Origin of the sequence: Enterobacter cloacae complex sp. GYL001 (genome assembly GCF_049237125.1) — a bacterium.
GTDB classification, from domain to species: Bacteria; Pseudomonadota; Gammaproteobacteria; order Enterobacterales; family Enterobacteriaceae; genus Enterobacter; species Enterobacter hormaechei_C.
On record NZ_JBMKGW010000005.1, the window covers coordinates 32,268 to 50,339 of the forward strand.

Sequence of the window (18,072 nt, forward strand, 5' to 3'; positions counted from 1 at the left end):
TTCACTCTCTCTCCATGTTCAGCGGGAAATGACAGGCAAACAGATGGTTTTTCGGCCCTGTCAGGCGCGGTGTTTCAATGCATTTGCGCTGAGCATACGGGCAACGCGGACCCAGACGGCAGCCAATGGGCAGCGATTCCAGCAGCGGTATCGCGCCAGGCAGTGTATTCAGCCGGCTTTTGTGCGGCATCGCGCTGCCAAAGTCAGGGATCGCCCTGATCAGCGCCTGCGTGTAGGGATGATGCGGCGTCGTCACCAGGTCTTCGCTTGGCGCGGTTTCTACCGTCTGGCCGCAATACATTACATCAATTTTATCCGCCCATTTGCTCAGCATTTGCAGGTCGTGGCTGATCAGCAAAATGGTGGTGTTGTTATTCTGGTTCAGACGCGTGAGCAGGCGGAAAATCTGGGCCTGGGTGGTTGGCTCCATCGCGTTCGTTGGTTCGTCCGCAATCAGCAGACGCGGCTGATTCGCCAGGGCGATGGCAATCATCACTTTCTGGCATTCACCGTCGGTCAGTTCGTAGGGGAAACTGCGCATCGCGTCTTTATGGTCTTTGATCCCGACACGGTGCAACAGCTCAATGGCACGGCGTTTACGCCAGCCGAAACGCTGCCACCAGCGGCCTTTATAGGTCCACCCGGGGATGTTCTGCATCAGCTGTTTCCCGACGCGCTCGGACGGATCGAGACAGGATTGAGGCTCCTGGAAAATCATCGAGACGTTATGGCCCACCAGTTTACGGCGTTCGCGCGGGGAGAGACGCAACAGATCGATGTCGTCGAAGCGCATACGATCGGCGGTCACCCGCCAGTTGTCCTTCGCCACGCCGCAAATGGCCTTGGCGATCAGACTTTTCCCTGAACCCGATTCGCCCACCAGCCCGCGGATTTCGCCCTCTGCGAGCGTAATACTGATGCGATCCACGGCCTTGACCCAGCCTTCGCCCGTTTTAATTTCGATCGTGAGGTTGCGGATATCGAGTAACGGCATTATTGCACCCCCGCATTGATTGCGCGGCGGATCCCGTCGCCCAGCAGGTTAACGAGCAGCACGCTCACCATGATGGCCGCGCCCGGCAGCATGACCGTCCACGGCGCAACGTAAATCAGCTCCAGCGCATCGCCAAGCATAGCGCCCCATTCCGGGGAAGGGAGCTGCGCGCCAAGGTCCAGGAAGCCCAGCGCTGCGATATCCAGAATCGCCATCGACAGGGCGCGGGTGATCTCCGTCACCAGCCCGGCGGCAATGTTAGGCAGCACGGCAAACCACAAAATATTAAACGTGGTGGCGCCATCCAGACGGGCGGCGACGACATACTCTTTCTCCAGCTCGTCGTGAACCAGGCTGTAAACCGAGCGCACCATGCGCGGCAGAATGGCCAGCCAGACGGCGAACATCGCATGGGTGAGGTGCGGCCCCGCGAAGGCCACGACGATAATCGCCAGCAGCAGCGAAGGAATAGAGAGCAGGGTATCAAGAATATGGTTAAGCACGGCCGACCGCAGCCCGTGGGTTGAGCCGGCAAAAATGCCCAGCGCCAGGCCGCAGATCGCGGCAGCCAGGGTGACCACGAACGCGCCGCCCACCGTAGGTGCGGCGCCGCTCAGCAAACGACTTAGCACGTCGCGTCCGAGATCGTCAGTCCCCAGGAAGAACGAAACCTCCCCGTAGCGCGACCACGACGGCGGTAAAAGCTGATAGCCAAGGAACTGCTGATCGATGCCATACGGCGCAAACCACGAACCCAAAACGCACAGCAACACGAGGCCAATGCAGCCGTAAAAGCCGATCATCGCCGTGGTGTCGCCGTAAAAATTACGCCACACGGTGCGTAGCGCACCGGGCGTGCGCTTTTCGCTGTAGACGTTATCGTAAGGCATACCATTCCTTATGCTTCAATGGGTTGGCCATGGCACCCAAAATATCGGAAATAACGTTAACAATAATGACCAGCGAGCCAATCACCATCACGCCGGCGGAGATCGCCGCATAATCCTGCTGGCGAATGGCATTGATCATCCAGCGCCCAAGGCCCGGCCAGCTGAAAACCATCTCGGTGATCATCGCCAGCGTCAGCATGGTTGAGAATTGCAGCCCAAGACGTGGGATTACGGGGGGCAACGCATTGTGCAGCACATGGCGACGTAAAATCGTCAGGCGAGACAGTCCGCGCGTGGCGGCGGCTTTCACATAGTTTTGATCGAAGACGTCGATAGTGCTGATGCGCATCAGGCGGATCACCTCGGTCGTCGGCGCGACGGCCAGCGTAAGCACCGGCAGCACCATGTGGCGCAGCGCACTCACGATCATTTCGTCGCGCCAGACTGAATCAGAAAGCCAGGCGTCAACGATGGCGAAGCCGCTAACCGTTTGCACGTTATACAGCAGGTCAAAACGGCCAGATACCGGCAGCCAGCCTAACGTCAGTGAGAAGAAGAGGGTAAGCAGCAGCGCCAGCCAGAAAACAGGGATGGAAAAGCCAATTAAGGCAAGCGCGCTAATAAATTTATCCTGCCATTTATTACGATAAATTCCCGCCAGCATTCCCACCGGGATCCCCACCATGAGGGCAAAGCCAAAGGCGAGTATACACAGCTCCATGGTGGCCGGGAAAACCACTTTCAGCTGTTCGGAGATGAGCTGTCCGTTGATGCTGGACACGCCAAAATCCCAGTGCAGCAGGCCATTAAACCAGAACAGCCAGGCGTCCCAGAGAGATGAGCCCTGAAGCGGGGCGTGCGGCGTAAAGTAGCTCAGGCTAAAGCCGACAAAGGTCAGGAAGAACAGGGTCACCAGCAGTAACAGTAGCCGACGCAAGGTAAATATAATCATGGTTTCTTCACCTCTTGTTCTTTCTCACGGGTCACGCCCGCGAAGGAGGCGTTACCAAACGGGCTGAGTACCAGCCCTTTAATATCGTAACGGTAGGCCTGGAGGCGCAGGGAAGAGGCAAGCGGCAACACGGGAAGTTCTCTGGCCAGAATATTTTGCGCTTCATCGTAGGCCTCAATGCGTGAGGCAAGCTGTTGAGACGCCAGCGCTTTTTGCAGCACGGCATCAAATTCCCGGTTACACCAGTGGGCGTAGTTGGTCTGGGAGTTGATTGCCGCACAGCTCAGCAGCGGACGGAAGAAGCTGTCCGGGTCGTTACTGTCGGTGGACCAGCCAGCCAGCGTTAAGTCGTGATTCATGTCCATCAGACGCGCCTCCTGGAAACGGCCTTCGACAGGCACGATGATCACCTTAACGCCCACCTGCGCCATATCAGCCTGCAACAGCTCAGCCGTTTTCAGCGGGCTGGGGTTCCACGCCTGAGAGCTGGTGGGCACCCACAGCTGTAGCGTCAGGTTTTCTGCCCCCAGCGCTTTAAGCTGTTCGCGCGCTTTCGCCGGATTATATTCCGTAATCTTCGCCTCGCCGTCATAGGCCCAGGAGGCGCGCGGAAGAATAGAGGCGGCGGTTTCCGCGGTACCGTAGTAAATCGACTGCATCAGACGCTGGTTGTTGATCGCTAACGCCAGCGCATGGCGCACGGCCGGATTATTTAGCGGCGGCTTATCGGTGTTAAACGCCAGATAAGCGATGTTCATGCCCGGGCGCAGGGTCAGGCGCAGGCGTGGGTCGTCGCGCAAAATGGTCAACTGGCTGGCCGCAGGCCAGGCAAGCACGTCGCACTCGCCGGTCAGCAGTTTGGAGAGTCGGCCTGTTCCACCTGAACCCAGATCAACAATAACCTGCGGCATCAGCGGCTTGCCGCGCCAGAAACGATCGTGGCGTTGCAGGCGAATGTATTGTCCGGCGCGGTACTCTGCTAACTGGAACGGACCGGTGCCTACAGGCTCACGATCGAGACGTTCCTGACGATCCTTTTTCGTCAGCTGATCCGCGTATTCGGCTGACATGACCGAGGCGTAGTGCGTCGCCAGATGCCAGAGGAAGGAGGCATCCGGGCGATTCAGACGAAACTCAACCGTACGGTTATCCAGTTTGCGAACGCTTTTGACCGAGTCCGCGAATTGCAGACTGTCGAAATAGGGGAAGTTCCCGCCATTAACGTTATGCCACGGATGATTGCGGTTGAATATGCGCTGGAAGGTGAAAACCACGTCATCCGCGTTGAGCTTACGGGTTGGGGTAAACCACGGGGTGTGCTGAAATGCGACATCATCGCGTAGACGAAAGCGGTATGTGGCACCGTTATCAAGCACTTCCCAACTTTCAGCAAGCTCCGGAACCAGCCGATAGGTATAAGGATCGACGTCGAGCAGGCGATCGTAGAGCTGTGCGGCCAGCGTATCGACAATCAGGCCGCTCCCCGCTTTTTGCGGATTAAAAATATCAACTTGCCCGCTGACGCAGTAGACGAAACCACTATCACGGATATCAGGAGGCACAGCGCGATCGGGCGCAGCAAAGGCCAGATTGCTGAACAGACCGAGTGCAAACAGGGACGATAAAACCAGGCGCATAGTTTTTAAGGTTTTTAGATTCGATCTGCAAAGTGTATCGCACTTACGCCTGCTTCGTAAAAATGTCTGGGGGTAAGTGCTGATAATGTCAGCGCATTTGATGTTTTTTGAGCAATGCCCTTAACTGATGGTAGGTCAGGCCCAGCAGTTCAGCTGCCCGTTTCTGATTATATTTCGCCTCTTTCAGGCTCTGCTCAAGCAACTGTTGCTCCTGCTGATGCTGGAAGTGGCGTAAATCGAGCGGCAACGCCGGAGCCTGCTGGCGCGTCGCCGGAGCAGGGAGCTGTTTCTCCTCGCGCCGAAAAGGATCGAGAATAATGTTGTCCAGTTCGGTCTCGCTGCTGCCATGCCGGTAAACGGACCGTTCCACCACGTTTTTCAGTTCACGAATATTGCCCGGCCAGTGGTAACCGAGCAGGGTCCCGGTGGCCCGTTCGCTGAAGCCCGGAAAGAGAGGCAGACCCAGTTCCCGGCACATCTGAATGGCAAACTGATCGGCCAGCAGCATGATATCGCTGCGCCGCTCCCGCAGCGGCGGCAGCTGTACAACATCGAAAGCCAGCCTGTCCAGCAGGTCGGCGCGGAATTTGTCCTCAGCCACCATCGCGGGCAGGTCGGCGTTGGTGGCGCATACCAGGCGAACGTTGACCTGGAGGGGCTGACTGCCGCCAACGCGTTCCAGTTCACCGTACTCAATGACGCGCAGCAGTTTTTCCTGCACCAGCATCGGCGCGGTCGCCAGCTCGTCGAGAAAGAGCGTTCCGCCATCGGCGCGCTCAAAGCGTCCGGGATGGCGTTTTTGTGCGCCGGTGAAGGCGCCAGCTTCATGACCAAACAGCTCGGTGTCGAGCAGGTTTTCATTCAGCGCCGCGCAGTTAAGGGAAATAAAAGGGCCGTCCCAGCGGCCAGACAGAAAGTGCAGGCGGTTAGCGATAAGTTCTTTACCCGTTCCGCGCTCACCGATAATCAGCACCGGTTTATTCAGTGGCGCGAGGCGCGATACCTGTTCAAGCACTTCCAGGAAGCTGTTGGCCTCGCCAAGCAAATTATCTTTATATTCAGCCATGATGAAATTAACCACTCCTTAGTGATATTCACCAGGTGAGAATAGCCGCTGGCTGGATAAATATCAATCACACTCAGTAAAATCAATAAGATAAAAAGTTGGCATGGGATTTGTATTAACTACTCAGCAGGGCATCGCCCGATAACAGAACTATGAGGATTGAATTATGGGTATTTTTTCTCGTTTTGCCGACATCGTGAACGCCAACATCAACTCGCTGCTGGAGAAAGCGGAAGATCCGCAGAAGCTGGTGCGCCTGATGATTCAGGAGATGGAAGACACGCTGGTTGAAGTACGCTCCACCTCCGCCCGCGCGCTGGCAGAGAAAAAGCAGTTAACGCGTCGTATCGAGCAGGCAACTGCCCAGCTTAACGAATGGCAGGAAAAAGCGGAACTGGCGCTGCGTAAAGATAAAGAAGATCTGGCTCGCGCTGCGCTGATTGAGAAGCAGAAGCTGACCGACATGGTTGCCACGCTGGAACACGAAGTGACGCTGGTGGATGATACTCTGGCGCGTATGAAGAAAGAGATTGGTGAGCTTGAAAACAAACTCAGCGAAACCCGTGCACGTCAACAGGCGCTGGCGCTGCGCCACCAGGCTGCAAGCTCGTCTCGCGACGTGCGTCGCCAGCTGGACAGCGGCAAGCTGGATGAAGCGATGGCCCGTTTCGAATCGTTTGAACGTCGTATCGACCACATGGAAGCGGAAGCCGAGAGCCACAGCATCGGTAAACAGAAAACCCTCGATCAGCAGTTTGCTGACCTGAAGGCCGATGATGAAATTAGCGAGCAACTGGCTGCGCTGAAAGCCAAAATGAAACAAGACAACCAATAATAATTCCTGCGGCACCTGAGCGTGCCGCATCGTAAGACAAGGAGTACACATGAGCGCGCTTTTTCTGGCTATACCCCTGACCATTTTCGTGCTGTTTGTTCTGCCCATCTGGTTATGGCTGCACTACAGCAACCGCTCTTCACGCGGTGAGCTGTCGCAGAGTGAACAACAGCGGCTGGCGCAGCTCTCTGCCGAGGCAAATAAAATGCGCGAACGTATTCAGGCGCTGGAAGCGATCCTGGACGCGGAACACCCGAACTGGAGGGAACGGTAATGGCTGGACTGAATCTGAATAAAAAACTGTGGCGGATCCCACAGCAGGGCATGGTTCGGGGCGTTTGCGCCGGGCTGGCGCACTATCTGGATATTCCGGTAAAACTGGTGCGTGTGGTCACCGTATTGTCGATTTTCTTCGGCCTGGCCTTTATTACACTGGTGGCATACATCATCCTGTCGTTTGTACTCGATCCTATGCCGGAAGGTGAGCTGGATGCGGAGAACACGCCAACCAGCAGCGATCTCCTGAACGCGGTGGATGAACAGCTGAGCGCAGGGGAGAAGCGATTGCGCGAGATGGAACGTTATGTCACCTCCGATACCTTTACGCTGAGAAGTCGTTTTCGTCAGCTTTAAGAGAGAACTTACATGAAACAAAACTGGCAACAGGCCGGTCAGAAGGTAAAACCCGGCCTGAAAATCGCAGGTAAACTGGTTCTGATGACGGCGTTACGTTATGGCCCGGCCGGTGTGGCGGGTTGGGCGATCAAGTCTGTTGCCCGCAAGCCGGTCAGAATGATGCTGGCGGTCGCTCTGGAGCCGCTGTTACAGAAGCTGGCAAAACGCGTTTCCCGGCGCTACCTGTCACGCTAGTTCCTCCCGCATAAGCCCTTTCTCGCCCAGAGAAGGGGCATGACTTTCCCTTCTGCGTTTCTTCTGCTTTTCTGCTTTCTTTGCGGCAGCTCACAATAATGCGTTGCGCTGCGCTGAGATTGCTGCTTTCTGCCCCCGGGTCCGTTGACAGATATTTTACATGGGAGTAGATTGCCAATCCGTGGGACCGCTACCATGGAAAATAATGTGAACGCAAAAATTAAAAAACTTATCAATCATATTTACGGTGAATCATTTTCAGATGCACACCTTAACGTGTTATTAACTAAGCTTGAAAAGACGGCGGTTAATATTACGGAAAAGCGTAAGTCAGGCTGGGTTGAAAAAGACGTTGTGCTGATTACCTATGCCGATCAGTTTTCCGCGAAAGGGGAGAAAGCGTTGCCGGTATTTACCCGTTTCTATAATGAATGGCTTTCTCGCACGTTTTCTCATGTCCATCTGTTACCGTTTTATCCGTGGTCGTCGGATGATGGATTTTCCGTTATTGATTATCACGAAGTTGCACCTGAAACCGGAACCTGGCGAGATGTCGCGGAATTAAAACAGTCTGCCAGCTTAATGTTTGACTTCGTTTGCAACCATATGTCAGCGAAAAGCGAATGGTTTGCTAATTATCTGGCGCAGAAGCCGGGCTACGAAGATTTCTTTATTTCTGTCGATCCCGAAACCGATTTATCGGCGGTGACGCGTCCCCGCGCATTACCGCTGCTGACGCCGTTTACGCTTAATGATGGCAGCGTTCGTCATCTGTGGACCACATTCAGCGATGACCAGATCGATCTCAATTTCGCCTCGCCGCAGGTGCTGATTGCCATGGTTGACGTTCTGCTCCATTACCTCATGGAAGGGGCGCGTTATATCCGTCTGGATGCGGTCGGGTTTATGTGGAAGATCCCGGGAACCACCTGTATCCATCTGGAACAAACCCATTGCCTTATCCAGCTGTTCCGCGCCATTACGGACGCCGTGGCGCCTGGAACGGTGATCATCACTGAGACAAATGTTCCCCACAAAGACAATATCTCTTACTTCGGTGATGGTGAAAATGAAGCCCAGATGGTCTATCAGTTTTCCTTACCGCCGCTGGTGCTGCACGCCGTTCATCGTCAGGATGTTAAAGCCCTGTGCCGGTGGGCGGGCTCGCTGGCGCTGCCTTCAACTTACACCACCTGGTTTAATTTCCTGGCTTCACATGATGGTATCGGATTGAACCCATTACGCGGCATCCTTCCGGAATCAGAGATCCTCTCGCTGGTCGAAAAGCTTCAGCAGGAAGGCGCGCTGGTCAACTGGAAAAATAATCCTGACGGAACGCGAAGCCCCTATGAAATTAATGTCACCTATCTTGATGCGTTGAGTTTGCGAGACAGCTCAGATGATGAGCGCATTGCGCGGTTCATCCTGGCGCATGCTGTGTTGTTAAGTTTTCCTGGCGTACCGGCTGTATATATTCAAAGCATTCTTGGTTCGCGTAACGATTATGAAGGTGTCGAACGTCTCGGATATAATCGCGCGATAAACAGGAAGAAATACACCGCAGGTCAGGTTGATCGGGAGCTTAATAATAATAAGAGTATACGTTATCAGATTTATTCTCGTTTGAGTGAGCTTATTGCTATTCGTCGCGGCGAGCGTGCGTTCCATCCGGATAGTCAGGCTATTTTTGACGCAGTCGGTGAAAATATTCTTAAAATTGTTCGTGTTGCTGAAAATGGCGAGCGAATGACAGCATTATTTAATTTTAGCAATAAAATGCAGACCGTTTATGGACAAACGCTCTTTGGTAGGGAATTACTCTCAGGACAAGATATTAGCGGTACGGAACTGACCCTCAATCCATGGCAGGTAATGTGGATTAAAGAAAACTAAAAAGGACCCTAAAATGAAAATGCCCAAAATTGTGCTGTTATCAGCACTGGTTTCGTGCGCCCTGTTATCAGGCTGTAAGGACGATAAAGCATCTCAGGTCACCATTGAGTTTATGCACTCGTCGGTAGAACAGGAGCGTCAGGCAGTTATTACGAAACTGATCGAAAAATTCGAGAAAGAAAACCCGACTATTACGGTGAAACAGGTCCCCGTTGAGGAAGATGCCTATAACACCAAGGTCATTACGTTGGCCCGTACCGGCGCGCTGCCGGAAGTGATTGAAGTCAGCCATGACTACGCCAAAGTCATGGATAAAGAGCAACTGCTGGACCGTGACGCGATCGGCAACGCGATTAACGCCGTCGGCGAAGATACCTTTTACGACGGCATTTTACGCGTTGTTCGCACCGAAGACGGCAAGGCATGGACGGGGGTGCCGGTTAGCGCGTGGCTGTCCGGCGTCTGGTATCACAAAGACGCGCTCGCGGCAGCGGGAATCGAAGAACCGCACAACTGGGAGCAACTGCTGAAAGCCAGTCAGGCGCTCAACGATCCGGCGAAAAAACATTACGGTATCGCGCTTCCAACCGCAGAAAGCGTCATGACGGAGCAGGCCTTCTCGCAGTTTGCGTTGTCAGGCGGAGCCAACGTCTTTGATGCAAACGGCAACGTGAAAATCGATACCCCTGAAATGTCGAAAGCGCTGGCGTTTTATCGGGCACTGGCCGCGAACACCATGCCGGGCTCGAATGATGTCATGGAGATCAAAGACGCCTTTATGAACGGCTCTGCGCCGATGGCCGTTTACTCCACCTATATCCTGCCCGCGGTCTACAAAGATGGCAATCCGGCCAACCTGGGGTTCGTGGTCCCGACGGAAAAAACATCAGCCGTGTACGGCATGATCACCTCGTTGACGATCACGACCGGCCAGACCGAAGAGGAAACGCAGGCGGCAGAAAAATTTGTGACCTGGATGGAGCAGGCTCAAAACGCGTCTGACTGGGTGATGATGTCCCCTGGCGCGGCGCTGCCGGTGAACAAACTCGTGGTGGGCACTGAGAGCTGGAAAAACAACGACGTGATCAAAGCCTTTGGTCAGCTGCCTTACGAGCTGATTGCGCAGTTCCCGAACGTCCAGGTATTTGGCGCCGTAGGCGACAAAAACTTTACCCGCATGGGAGATGTTACCGGGTCCGGCATTATCAGTTCCATGGTGCATAACGTGACGGTGGGACGAAAAGATCTCAATGCGACGTTAAGCAACAGCCAGAAGAAACTGACTGACCTGATATCACAACGATAGGAGCGCTTTGCGAAGGGAATTATGAAGACGTTGTTTTCTGGTCGTTCAGATATGCCTTTCGCCATGCTGCTGTTGGCCCCCAGCCTGATTTTGCTGGGGGGCCTGGTGGCCTGGCCAATGATTTCCAACATTGAAATCAGTTTTTTACGTTTACCGCTGAACCCTCGTATTGATGCGGTGTTCGTCGGCCTGGATAACTACATTCGCATTCTGGGCGATGCTGCGTTCTGGCACTCCCTGTGGATGACGTTCTGGTATACGGCGCTGGTCGTGCTCGGCAGCACCGGGCTGGGACTGGCCGTAGCGATCTTCTTTAACCGTGAATTCCGCATGCGGAAAACGGCACGTTCACTGGTGATTCTGTCCTACGTGACGCCGTCTATTTCACTGGTATTTGCCTGGAAATACATGTTCAACAACGGCTACGGGATTGTGAACTATCTGGGCGTTGATCTGCTGCATCTCTACGATCAGGCGCCGCTGTGGTTCGATAATCCTGGCAGCAGTTTTGTGCTGGTTGTGCTGTTCGCCATCTGGCGTTACTTCCCGTACGCCTTTATCTCGTTCCTCGCGATTTTGCAGACCATTGATAAATCATTGTACGAAGCGGCAGAGATGGACGGAGCAAATGCCTGGCAGCGTTTTCGTATCGTGACGTTGCCCGCCATCATGCCGGTGCTGGCCACGGTGGTCACGCTGCGAACCATCTGGATGTTCTACATGTTTGCGGATGTGTATCTGCTCACCACCAAGGTCGACATTCTGGGCGTATATCTCTACAAAACCGCCTTTGCGTTCAATGACCTGGGTAAAGCAGCCGCCATTTCCGTTGTGCTGTTTGTGATCATCTTCGCTGTCATTCTGCTGACCAGAAAAAGGGTAAACCTCAATGGCAACAAATAAACGCGTTCTGGGCCGTATCGGTTTTTATCTGGGACTGGCGCTATTTCTGATTATCACGCTGTTTCCATTTTTTGTGATGTTGATGACGTCGTTCAAAAGCGCGAAAGAGGCGATCTCGCTGCACCCGACCATTCTGCCGCAGGAGTGGACGCTACAGCACTACATCGACATCTTTAACCCGCTGATTTTCCCGTTTGTGGATTACTTTCGTAACAGCATGGTGGTGTCGCTGACCTCCTCGGTCATTGCGGTGTTTCTCGGCACGCTGGGCGCGTATGCGTTATCCAAACTGCGCTTTAAAGGGCGCACTACGATCAATGCGAGCTTCTACACCGTCTATATGTTCTCCGGGATCCTGCTGGTGGTGCCGCTGTTCAAAATCATCACCGCGCTCGGCATTTATGACACCGAACTGGCGCTGATCATCACCATGGTGACGCAGACGTTGCCTACCGCGGTCTTTATGCTGCGCAGCTATTTCGACACCATCCCGGACGAAATCGAAGAAGCCGCGATGATGGACGGCCTGAACCGCCTGCAAATCATCTTCCGCATCACCGTGCCGCTGGCGATCTCGGGTCTGGTGTCGGTCTTTGTCTACTGCTTCATGGTGGCGTGGAATGACTATCTGTTCGCCTCCATTTTCCTGTCCAGCGCCAGCAACTTCACGTTGCCGGTCGGGCTGAACACGCTCTTCAGTACGCCAGATTACATCTGGGGTCGCATGATGGCGGCATCGCTGGTAACGGCACTTCCGGTCGTCATTATGTATGCCCTGTCTGAACGTTTCATTAAAAGTGGTTTGACCGCCGGCGGCGTGAAGGGCTGAGGCGGCCGATTTTAACAAGGAGTCAGTCATGAAAAAATTAGTTGCGACAGCGCCTCGTGTAGCGGCGCTGGTGGAATACGAAGATCGTCCTGTTGCAGCACATGAGGTGAAGATTCGTGCCCGTTATGGCGCCCCGAAACACGGCACTGAAGTCGTGGATTTCCGCGCGGCAAGCCCGTTCATTGATGAAGAGTTCAACGCGGAGTGGCAGATGTTTACCCCGCGTGAAGAAGGTGCAGCGCGCGGTATCGAATTTGGTAAATTCCAGCTGGGGAACATGATCGTCGGCGACATCATCGAATGTGGTGCGGACGTGACGGAATACCAGATCGGCGACAGCGTCTGCTGCTACGGCCCGTTGCAGGAAACGGTCATTGTTAACGCGGTGAACAACTATAAGCTGCGCAAAATGCCGCAGGGCGCATCCTGGAAAAACGCCGTTTGCTACGATCCGGCGCAGTTCGCCATGAGCGGCGTGCGTGATGCTAACGTCCGCGTAGGGGATTTCGTCGTGGTTGTGGGGTTGGGCGCGATTGGTCAGATTGCGATTCAGTTGGCGAAAAAAGCCGGCGCGTCAGTGGTTATTGGTGTCGATCCTATCGAACATCGCTGTGAGATCGCCCGCCGTCACGGTGCAGACCACTGCCTGAACCCAATCGGTACCGATGTCGGTCTGGAAATTAAGAAACTGACCGGCAAGCAGGGCGCGGATGTGATCATCGAAACCAGCGGATTTGCAGATGCGCTGCAATCTGCGCTGCGCGGTCTCGCCTACGGCGGCACCATCTCCTATGTGGCTTTCGCCAAGCCGTTCGCGGCGGGCTTCAACCTTGGTCGCGAAGCACACTTCAATAACGCCAAAATTGTCTTCTCCCGCGCATGCAGTGAACCCAACCCGGATTATCCGCGCTGGAGCCGCAAGCGTATTGAAGAGACCTGCTGGGAATTGCTGATGAACGGTTATCTCAATTGCGAAGATCTGATCGACCCGGTCGTCACCTTCACCACCAGCCCGGAAAGCTATATGAAGTATGTCGATCAGCACCCGGAACTCAGTATCAAAATGGGCGTCACTTTTTAAGCTAAGGACAGCAAATCATGAAAATCGCAACACAAAACCAGGCCTTTTTCCCGACCGCTATCATGGAGAAATTCGAATACATCAAAGCGATGGGATTTGATGGCTACGAAATTGATGGCCGGCTGCTGGTGGAAAACCTCGACGAAGTAAAAGCGGCTATCAAAGCCACCGGCCTGCCGGTCACGACGGCCTGTGGCGGATACGATGGCTGGATCGGGGATTTTATCGAAGAACGCCGCCTTAACGGTCTACAGCAGATTGAACGCATTCTGGAAGCGCTGGCAGAAGTGGGCGGCAAGGGGATTATCGTTCCGGCTGCCTGGGGGATGTTTACCTTCCGTCTGCCGCCAATGACTTCGCCACGTAGCCTGGACGGCGATCGCAAAGCGGTCAGCGCTTCCCTGCGCTGGCTGGATGAGGTGGCAGCGCGCACCGGTACTACCGTCTACCTGGAGCCGCTGAACCGCTATCAGGATCATATGATCAACACCCTGGCCGATGCGCGTCGTTATATCGAAGAGAACGGCCTGAAGCACGTGCAGATCATCGGTGATTTCTACCACATGAATATTGAAGAAGACTCCCTGACGGAAGCGCTGCATCACAACTGCGACCTGCTGGGTCATGTGCACATTGCTGATAACCACCGCTATCAGCCGGGCAGCGGCAGCCTCGATTTCGCCAGCCTGTTCGATCAGCTGCGTGCCGATAACTATCAGGGTTACGTCGTGTACGAGTGCCGGGTGCGTGCCGACGATCCGGCTCAGGCCTATAAGGACTCTCTCACTTACTTGCGTGAATGCTAAGGATGACGAGCGTGATGAGTGCTTCTACACCTTTGCCTCTGCGCGTCGCCATCATTGGCGCCGGGCAGGTAGCAGACAAAGTGCATGCCTCGTATTACGCCACGCGCAGTGATGTTCAAATGGTGGCTGTCATGGACAGCCGCCTTGAGCAGGCACAGGCGTTTGCGGAACGTTATGCTATTCCATCGGCATGGCAGGACGCTCACGAGATGTTGCAGGAAGTAAAACCGGATGTGGTGAGCGTCTGTTCGCCTAACCGGTTCCATTTTGAACATGTGATGGCGGCTCTCGAAGCAGGCTGTCATGTGATGTGTGAAAAGCCGCCGGCGATGACGCCGCACCAGGCGGATGAGATGCGTCTCGCGGCGCGCAAGGCCGGAAAAGTCCTCGCGTACGATTTTCACCATCGCTTTGCCCTGGATACCCAGCTCCTGCGCGATGCGGTTATGAACGGAACGCTCGGTGAAATTTACTTCACCTCCGCGCAGGCGCTGCGTCGCTGCGGTGTGCCGGGGTGGGGCGTGTTCACCAATAAATCGCTCCAGGGCGGCGGGCCGCTGATTGATATCGGCATTCATATGCTGGATGCCGCGATGTATGTGCTCGGCTTCCCGACCGTGAAACGGGTAACCGCGCACAGCTTCCAGAGACTGGGGAACCGGAAACACACCGGCCAGTTTGGCGAATGGGATCCTGCGCAGTTTACCGTGGAAGATGCCCTGTTTGGTACGATTGAGTTCTGCAACGGTGGCATTCTGCGTCTGGACACCTCTTTTGCGCTTAATATCCGCGAGCAGTCGATCATGAACGTCTCTTTCTGCGGTGAGAAGGCGGGTGCAACGCTGTTCCCGGCACACATTTATAACGACGAAGCCGGTGTTTTGCAGACGCTGATCCAGCGTGAAGAAGCTGACGATCGGAGACATCTGCGCAGTATGGATGCGTTTGTTCGCCACGTATTGGGCGAGCCGGTCATGATTGCCGATGCGGAGCAGGGGCTGGTGATCCAGCAATTAGTCGCGGCGTTATATGAAGCCGCGGAAACAGGGGAAAGCGTGACGTTATGCTGAACCAGTCTGTACTAACCGATCCGGGCTTTTGCCCGCATAGCCTGAATAAGTACGCGTCCATTATGGCCTGCGGCAATGGCTACATGGGCATGCGCGCCACGCATGAAGAAGATTACACCCAGCAGACCAGAGGCATGTACCTTGCGGGGCTGTATCATCGCGCGGGACGCAACGAAACCACTGAGCTGATCAATCTGCCGGATGTCACCGGGATTGAAGTTGAGCTGGACGGCATCAATTTCACGCTCCTTTCAGGCGAAATTCTTGAGTGGCAACGCGAGCTGGCCTTTGCTAACGGCGAACTGCATCGTAATGTTGTCTGGCGTTCGCCGGACGGAAAACGCTATCGCCTCGAGAGCCGTCGTTTTGTTTCGCTGGACCAGTTGCCCTTAGTGGCAATGCAGCTCTCGATCACACCGCTTGACGGCGCCGCTCAGGCCGTGCTGAAAACCGGCATAGATGCGACACAAACGAACAGCGGCAGGCAGCATCTGGATGAAATCTCGGTAAGGGTCTTTGACCAGCACTACATGCAGGGTGTGTATGAAACGCAGGACCGGGCGTCTGAAGTTGTTGTTTCGGCGTTTTGTCAGCTCTCCGCTAAGAGCGACAGCTGTTTCACCGCCAAAAATCGTCGCCTCAGCGTTCATCATTCTCTGACTATCTCGCAAGGTGACACTGTCACGCTTGAAAAAATCGTCTGGCTGACGCATCGCTGCGATAAATCGCTCTCGCAGGAGTCTTTCGCCCGCAACGCGCTGGCCGATCTCAAAGTCTGCGCGGCAAGAGGCTACGATGCGTTGCTTGAGAGCTCAGCGTACGCCTGGGAAGCGGTCTGGCGTGACGCTCGGGTGGAAGTGACTTGTGCAGAACAGCAGGATCAGCTGGCGCTGGATTATGCCGTCTGGCACCTGACGACAATGACGCCAGCCCATAGCGAAAGAAGCAGCATTGCCGCGAAAGGGCTGACGGGGGAAGGGTACAAAGGGCACGTCTTCTGGGATACTGAAATTTTCCTGCTGCCGTTCCATCTGTTTACCCGTCCACAGATTGCCCACAGCCTGCTGCGCTATCGCTGGCTGAATCTTTCTGGCGCGCGCGAAAAAGCACGCCGTAACGGTTGGCCGGGCGCGTTGTTCCCGTGGGAAAGCGCCGCCAGCGGGCAGGAAGAGACGCCAGAATTCGCAGCCATTAACATCCGCACCGGGATTCGCCAGAAAGTCGCCTCCGCACTCGCTGAACACCACATCGTGGCTGATATTGCCTGGGCCGTAGTCGCTTACTGGCAGGCAACACACGACGATGCCTTTATGCGCAATGAGGGCCTGACGCTGCTGATGGAAACCGCTTCGTTCTGGATGGGACGCGCGACGGAAATTAATGGTCGTCTTGAGATCCATGACGTGATCGGACCGGATGAATACACCGAGCATGTCAACAACAATGCCTACACCAACTATCTGGCCTGGCACAACGTTGCCTGCGCGCGTCAGTTTATGGCGATGTTTGGGCGTGAAGATGCGCGTTTTACGGAGAATGCCGGGACGTTTCTGGCGCGCCTGTGGCTGCCAGAGGCCGACGCAGACGGTGTGATCCCGCAGGACGATACTTTCATGGCGAAACCTGCCATCGATCTGAGCCGCTATAAAGCCAAAGCGGGTAAGCAAACCATTCTGCTTGATTACTCTCGCGCGGAAGTGAACGAGATGCAGATCCTGAAGCAGGCCGACGTGGTGATGCTTAACTACCTGCTGCCGGAACGGTTTACGCCGCAGCAATGTGCCGCCAATCTGGCGTTCTACGAGCCACGCACGATCCATGATTCATCCCTGAGTAAAGCCATTCACGGCATTGTGCTCGCACGCTGCGGTGACACCGAGGGGGCGTATGCCTTCTGGCGTGATGGGATTGCCATCGACCTGGGGGACGACCCGCACAGCAGTGATGACGGTATTCATGCCGCCGCCACCGGTGCGATCTGGTTGGGCGCCATTCAGGGATTTGCTGGCCTGCACATTAGCGAAGGGGAGCTGCATCTTGCGCCGAAGCTGCCTGCTCACTGGCAGAAACTCGCCTTTCCGCTGCGGTGGCGGGACGCAACGATGCACATTACCTGTGAAGATGACCAGTTAACCATTGAAACCACCGCACCTGTCACGTTGACGCTGTGGGGTAAAACGCTGCACGTATCAGGGCGAAAGGTCTGTGAGCGTAAGGACTTTCTTGCATCTGTTAATGGGACCGCTACCACGGAGGGGCGCCATGACGCTTAACGCTGTTGTATTCGATCTGGACGGGGTGATCACCGATACCGCGCATCTTCACTTTCTGGCCTGGCGCGCCGTGGCGGAGGAGATTGGTATCACCTTCGATGAAGTATTTAACGAACAGCTGAAGGGAATAAGCCGTATGGACTCCCTCCAGCGCATTCTGAAACATGGCGGGAAAGAGGGGATGTTCAGTGACGAGCAGCGCCTGGCGCTTGCGACGAAAAAAAACGCGCTTTACGTCCAGTCGCTGGCATCACTGACGCAGAATTCACTGCTCCCGGGGATTCGCGACGTGCTGGCGGATATTCGCGCCGCGAAGGTCAAAATTGGCCTGGCATCCGTATCGCTTAATGCCCCTGGGATTTTGCACGCGTTGGGCATTCATCAGGCTTTCGATTTTTGCGCCGATGCTTCGCGTATTAGCCGCTCAAAGCCGGACCCGGAAATCTTCCTTGCGGCCTGTAAAGGACTGAACGTGCGTCCTGAAGAGGCCATTGGTATCGAAGATGCCGCCGCAGGAGTAGATGCGATTAACGCCGCAGGAATGCTGTCGGTCGGGATTGGGCCTGGCCTGAACCATGCGGGATTACAACTTCATTCAACGCAGGAACTGACCTGGGAAGGCCTGACGGCGTTCTGGGCATCCCGGGCGTATTGATAAGGAATTAAT

The 18,072-nt window shown here is 55.0% G+C and carries 18 protein-coding genes; 13 read left to right on the forward strand and 5 right to left on the reverse strand.

What is annotated here, in order from left to right; translation table 11 throughout:
• Nucleotide 1: 1 nt before the first annotated feature.
• The 5 genes from sapD to pspF all read right to left on the reverse strand — a co-directional run bounded on the left by sapD (nucleotide 2) and on the right by pspF (nucleotide 5,554).
• Entirely contained in the window at nucleotides 2-994 is a 993-nt protein-coding gene (gene sapD, locus ACOTWU_RS11400; RefSeq protein ID WP_003856840.1) for a putrescine export ABC transporter ATP-binding protein SapD, read from the reverse strand.
• A complete protein-coding gene (gene sapC, locus ACOTWU_RS11405) occupies nucleotides 994-1,884 on the reverse strand; it encodes a putrescine export ABC transporter permease SapC (RefSeq protein WP_003856843.1) in 891 nt (296 codons plus the stop codon). Before sapC ends, sapD begins: the two co-directional genes overlap by 1 nt.
• Nucleotides 1,871-2,836: a putrescine export ABC transporter permease SapB gene (gene sapB, locus ACOTWU_RS11410; protein ID WP_017383081.1), complete on the reverse strand. Its 966-nt coding sequence runs from the start codon at nucleotides 2,834-2,836 to the stop codon at nucleotides 1,871-1,873. Before sapB ends, sapC begins: the two co-directional genes overlap by 14 nt.
• Nucleotides 2,833-4,473: an ABC transporter substrate-binding protein SapA gene (sapA, locus tag ACOTWU_RS11415; protein WP_017383082.1), complete on the reverse strand. Its 1,641-nt coding sequence runs from the start codon at nucleotides 4,471-4,473 to the stop codon at nucleotides 2,833-2,835. Before sapA ends, sapB begins: the two co-directional genes overlap by 4 nt.
• A gap of 88 nt (nucleotides 4,474-4,561) precedes the next feature.
• Nucleotides 4,562-5,554 carry a phage shock protein operon transcriptional activator gene (gene pspF, locus ACOTWU_RS11420; protein ID WP_163375074.1) on the reverse strand — a complete coding sequence of 331 codons (993 nt, stop codon included), beginning with the start codon at nucleotides 5,552-5,554 and terminating at the stop codon, nucleotides 4,562-4,564.
• A gap of 151 nt (nucleotides 5,555-5,705) precedes the next feature.
• Between pspF and pspA the strand changes: the two genes are divergently transcribed.
• From pspA to pgmB, 13 genes are all read left to right on the forward strand, one after another.
• Nucleotides 5,706-6,374, forward strand: a complete 669-nt coding sequence (gene pspA / locus ACOTWU_RS11425; RefSeq protein ID WP_015570399.1) for a phage shock protein PspA — start codon at nucleotides 5,706-5,708, stop codon at nucleotides 6,372-6,374.
• Nucleotides 6,375-6,423: 49 nt separating this feature from the next.
• Nucleotides 6,424-6,648 carry an envelope stress response membrane protein PspB gene (gene pspB / locus ACOTWU_RS11430; protein ID WP_003856853.1) on the forward strand — a complete coding sequence of 75 codons (225 nt, stop codon included), beginning with the start codon at nucleotides 6,424-6,426 and terminating at the stop codon, nucleotides 6,646-6,648.
• A complete protein-coding gene (gene pspC / locus ACOTWU_RS11435) occupies nucleotides 6,648-7,007 on the forward strand; it encodes an envelope stress response membrane protein PspC (RefSeq protein WP_126498575.1) in 360 nt (119 codons plus the stop codon). Before pspB ends, pspC begins: the two co-directional genes overlap by 1 nt.
• 12 nt (nucleotides 7,008-7,019) lie before the next feature.
• Entirely contained in the window at nucleotides 7,020-7,244 is a 225-nt protein-coding gene (pspD, locus tag ACOTWU_RS11440; RefSeq protein WP_003856857.1) for a phage shock protein PspD, read from the forward strand.
• A 195-nt stretch (nucleotides 7,245-7,439) separates the two neighbouring features.
• A complete protein-coding gene (locus tag ACOTWU_RS11445; protein WP_126498574.1) occupies nucleotides 7,440-9,137 on the forward strand; it encodes a sugar phosphorylase in 1,698 nt (565 codons plus the stop codon).
• Nucleotides 9,138-9,150: 13 nt separating this feature from the next.
• Entirely contained in the window at nucleotides 9,151-10,443 is a 1,293-nt protein-coding gene (locus ACOTWU_RS11450) for an ABC transporter substrate-binding protein (RefSeq protein ID WP_126498573.1), read from the forward strand.
• 21 nt (nucleotides 10,444-10,464) lie between these two features.
• On the forward strand, nucleotides 10,465-11,346 hold the full coding sequence (locus ACOTWU_RS11455) for a carbohydrate ABC transporter permease (RefSeq protein ID WP_003856862.1): 882 nt from the start codon (nucleotides 10,465-10,467) through the stop codon (nucleotides 11,344-11,346).
• Nucleotides 11,333-12,175: a carbohydrate ABC transporter permease gene (locus ACOTWU_RS11460; RefSeq protein WP_015570402.1), complete on the forward strand. Its 843-nt coding sequence runs from the start codon at nucleotides 11,333-11,335 to the stop codon at nucleotides 12,173-12,175. Before ACOTWU_RS11455 ends, ACOTWU_RS11460 begins: the two co-directional genes overlap by 14 nt.
• A gap of 28 nt (nucleotides 12,176-12,203) precedes the next feature.
• On the forward strand, nucleotides 12,204-13,256 hold the full coding sequence (locus tag ACOTWU_RS11465) for a zinc-dependent alcohol dehydrogenase (protein WP_015570403.1): 1,053 nt from the start codon (nucleotides 12,204-12,206) through the stop codon (nucleotides 13,254-13,256).
• Between the two features lie 17 nt (nucleotides 13,257-13,273).
• Nucleotides 13,274-14,062, forward strand: a complete 789-nt coding sequence (locus ACOTWU_RS11470) for a sugar phosphate isomerase/epimerase family protein (protein WP_126498572.1) — start codon at nucleotides 13,274-13,276, stop codon at nucleotides 14,060-14,062.
• Nucleotides 14,063-14,073: 11 nt separating this feature from the next.
• The gene (locus ACOTWU_RS11475; RefSeq protein ID WP_108376594.1) at nucleotides 14,074-15,132 is read left to right on the forward strand and encodes a Gfo/Idh/MocA family protein; all 1,059 of its coding nucleotides are present in this window, start codon (nucleotides 14,074-14,076) and stop codon (nucleotides 15,130-15,132) included.
• Nucleotides 15,126-17,405, forward strand: coding sequence for a glycoside hydrolase family 65 protein (locus tag ACOTWU_RS11480; protein ID WP_252049276.1), 2,280 nt, complete (start codon nucleotides 15,126-15,128; stop codon nucleotides 17,403-17,405). Before ACOTWU_RS11475 ends, ACOTWU_RS11480 begins: the two co-directional genes overlap by 7 nt.
• Nucleotides 17,395-18,060 carry a beta-phosphoglucomutase gene (gene pgmB / locus ACOTWU_RS11485; RefSeq protein WP_040117727.1) on the forward strand — a complete coding sequence of 222 codons (666 nt, stop codon included), beginning with the start codon at nucleotides 17,395-17,397 and terminating at the stop codon, nucleotides 18,058-18,060. The genes ACOTWU_RS11480 and pgmB overlap by 11 nt, the downstream gene beginning before the upstream one ends.
• Nucleotides 18,061-18,072 lie beyond the last annotated feature (12 nt).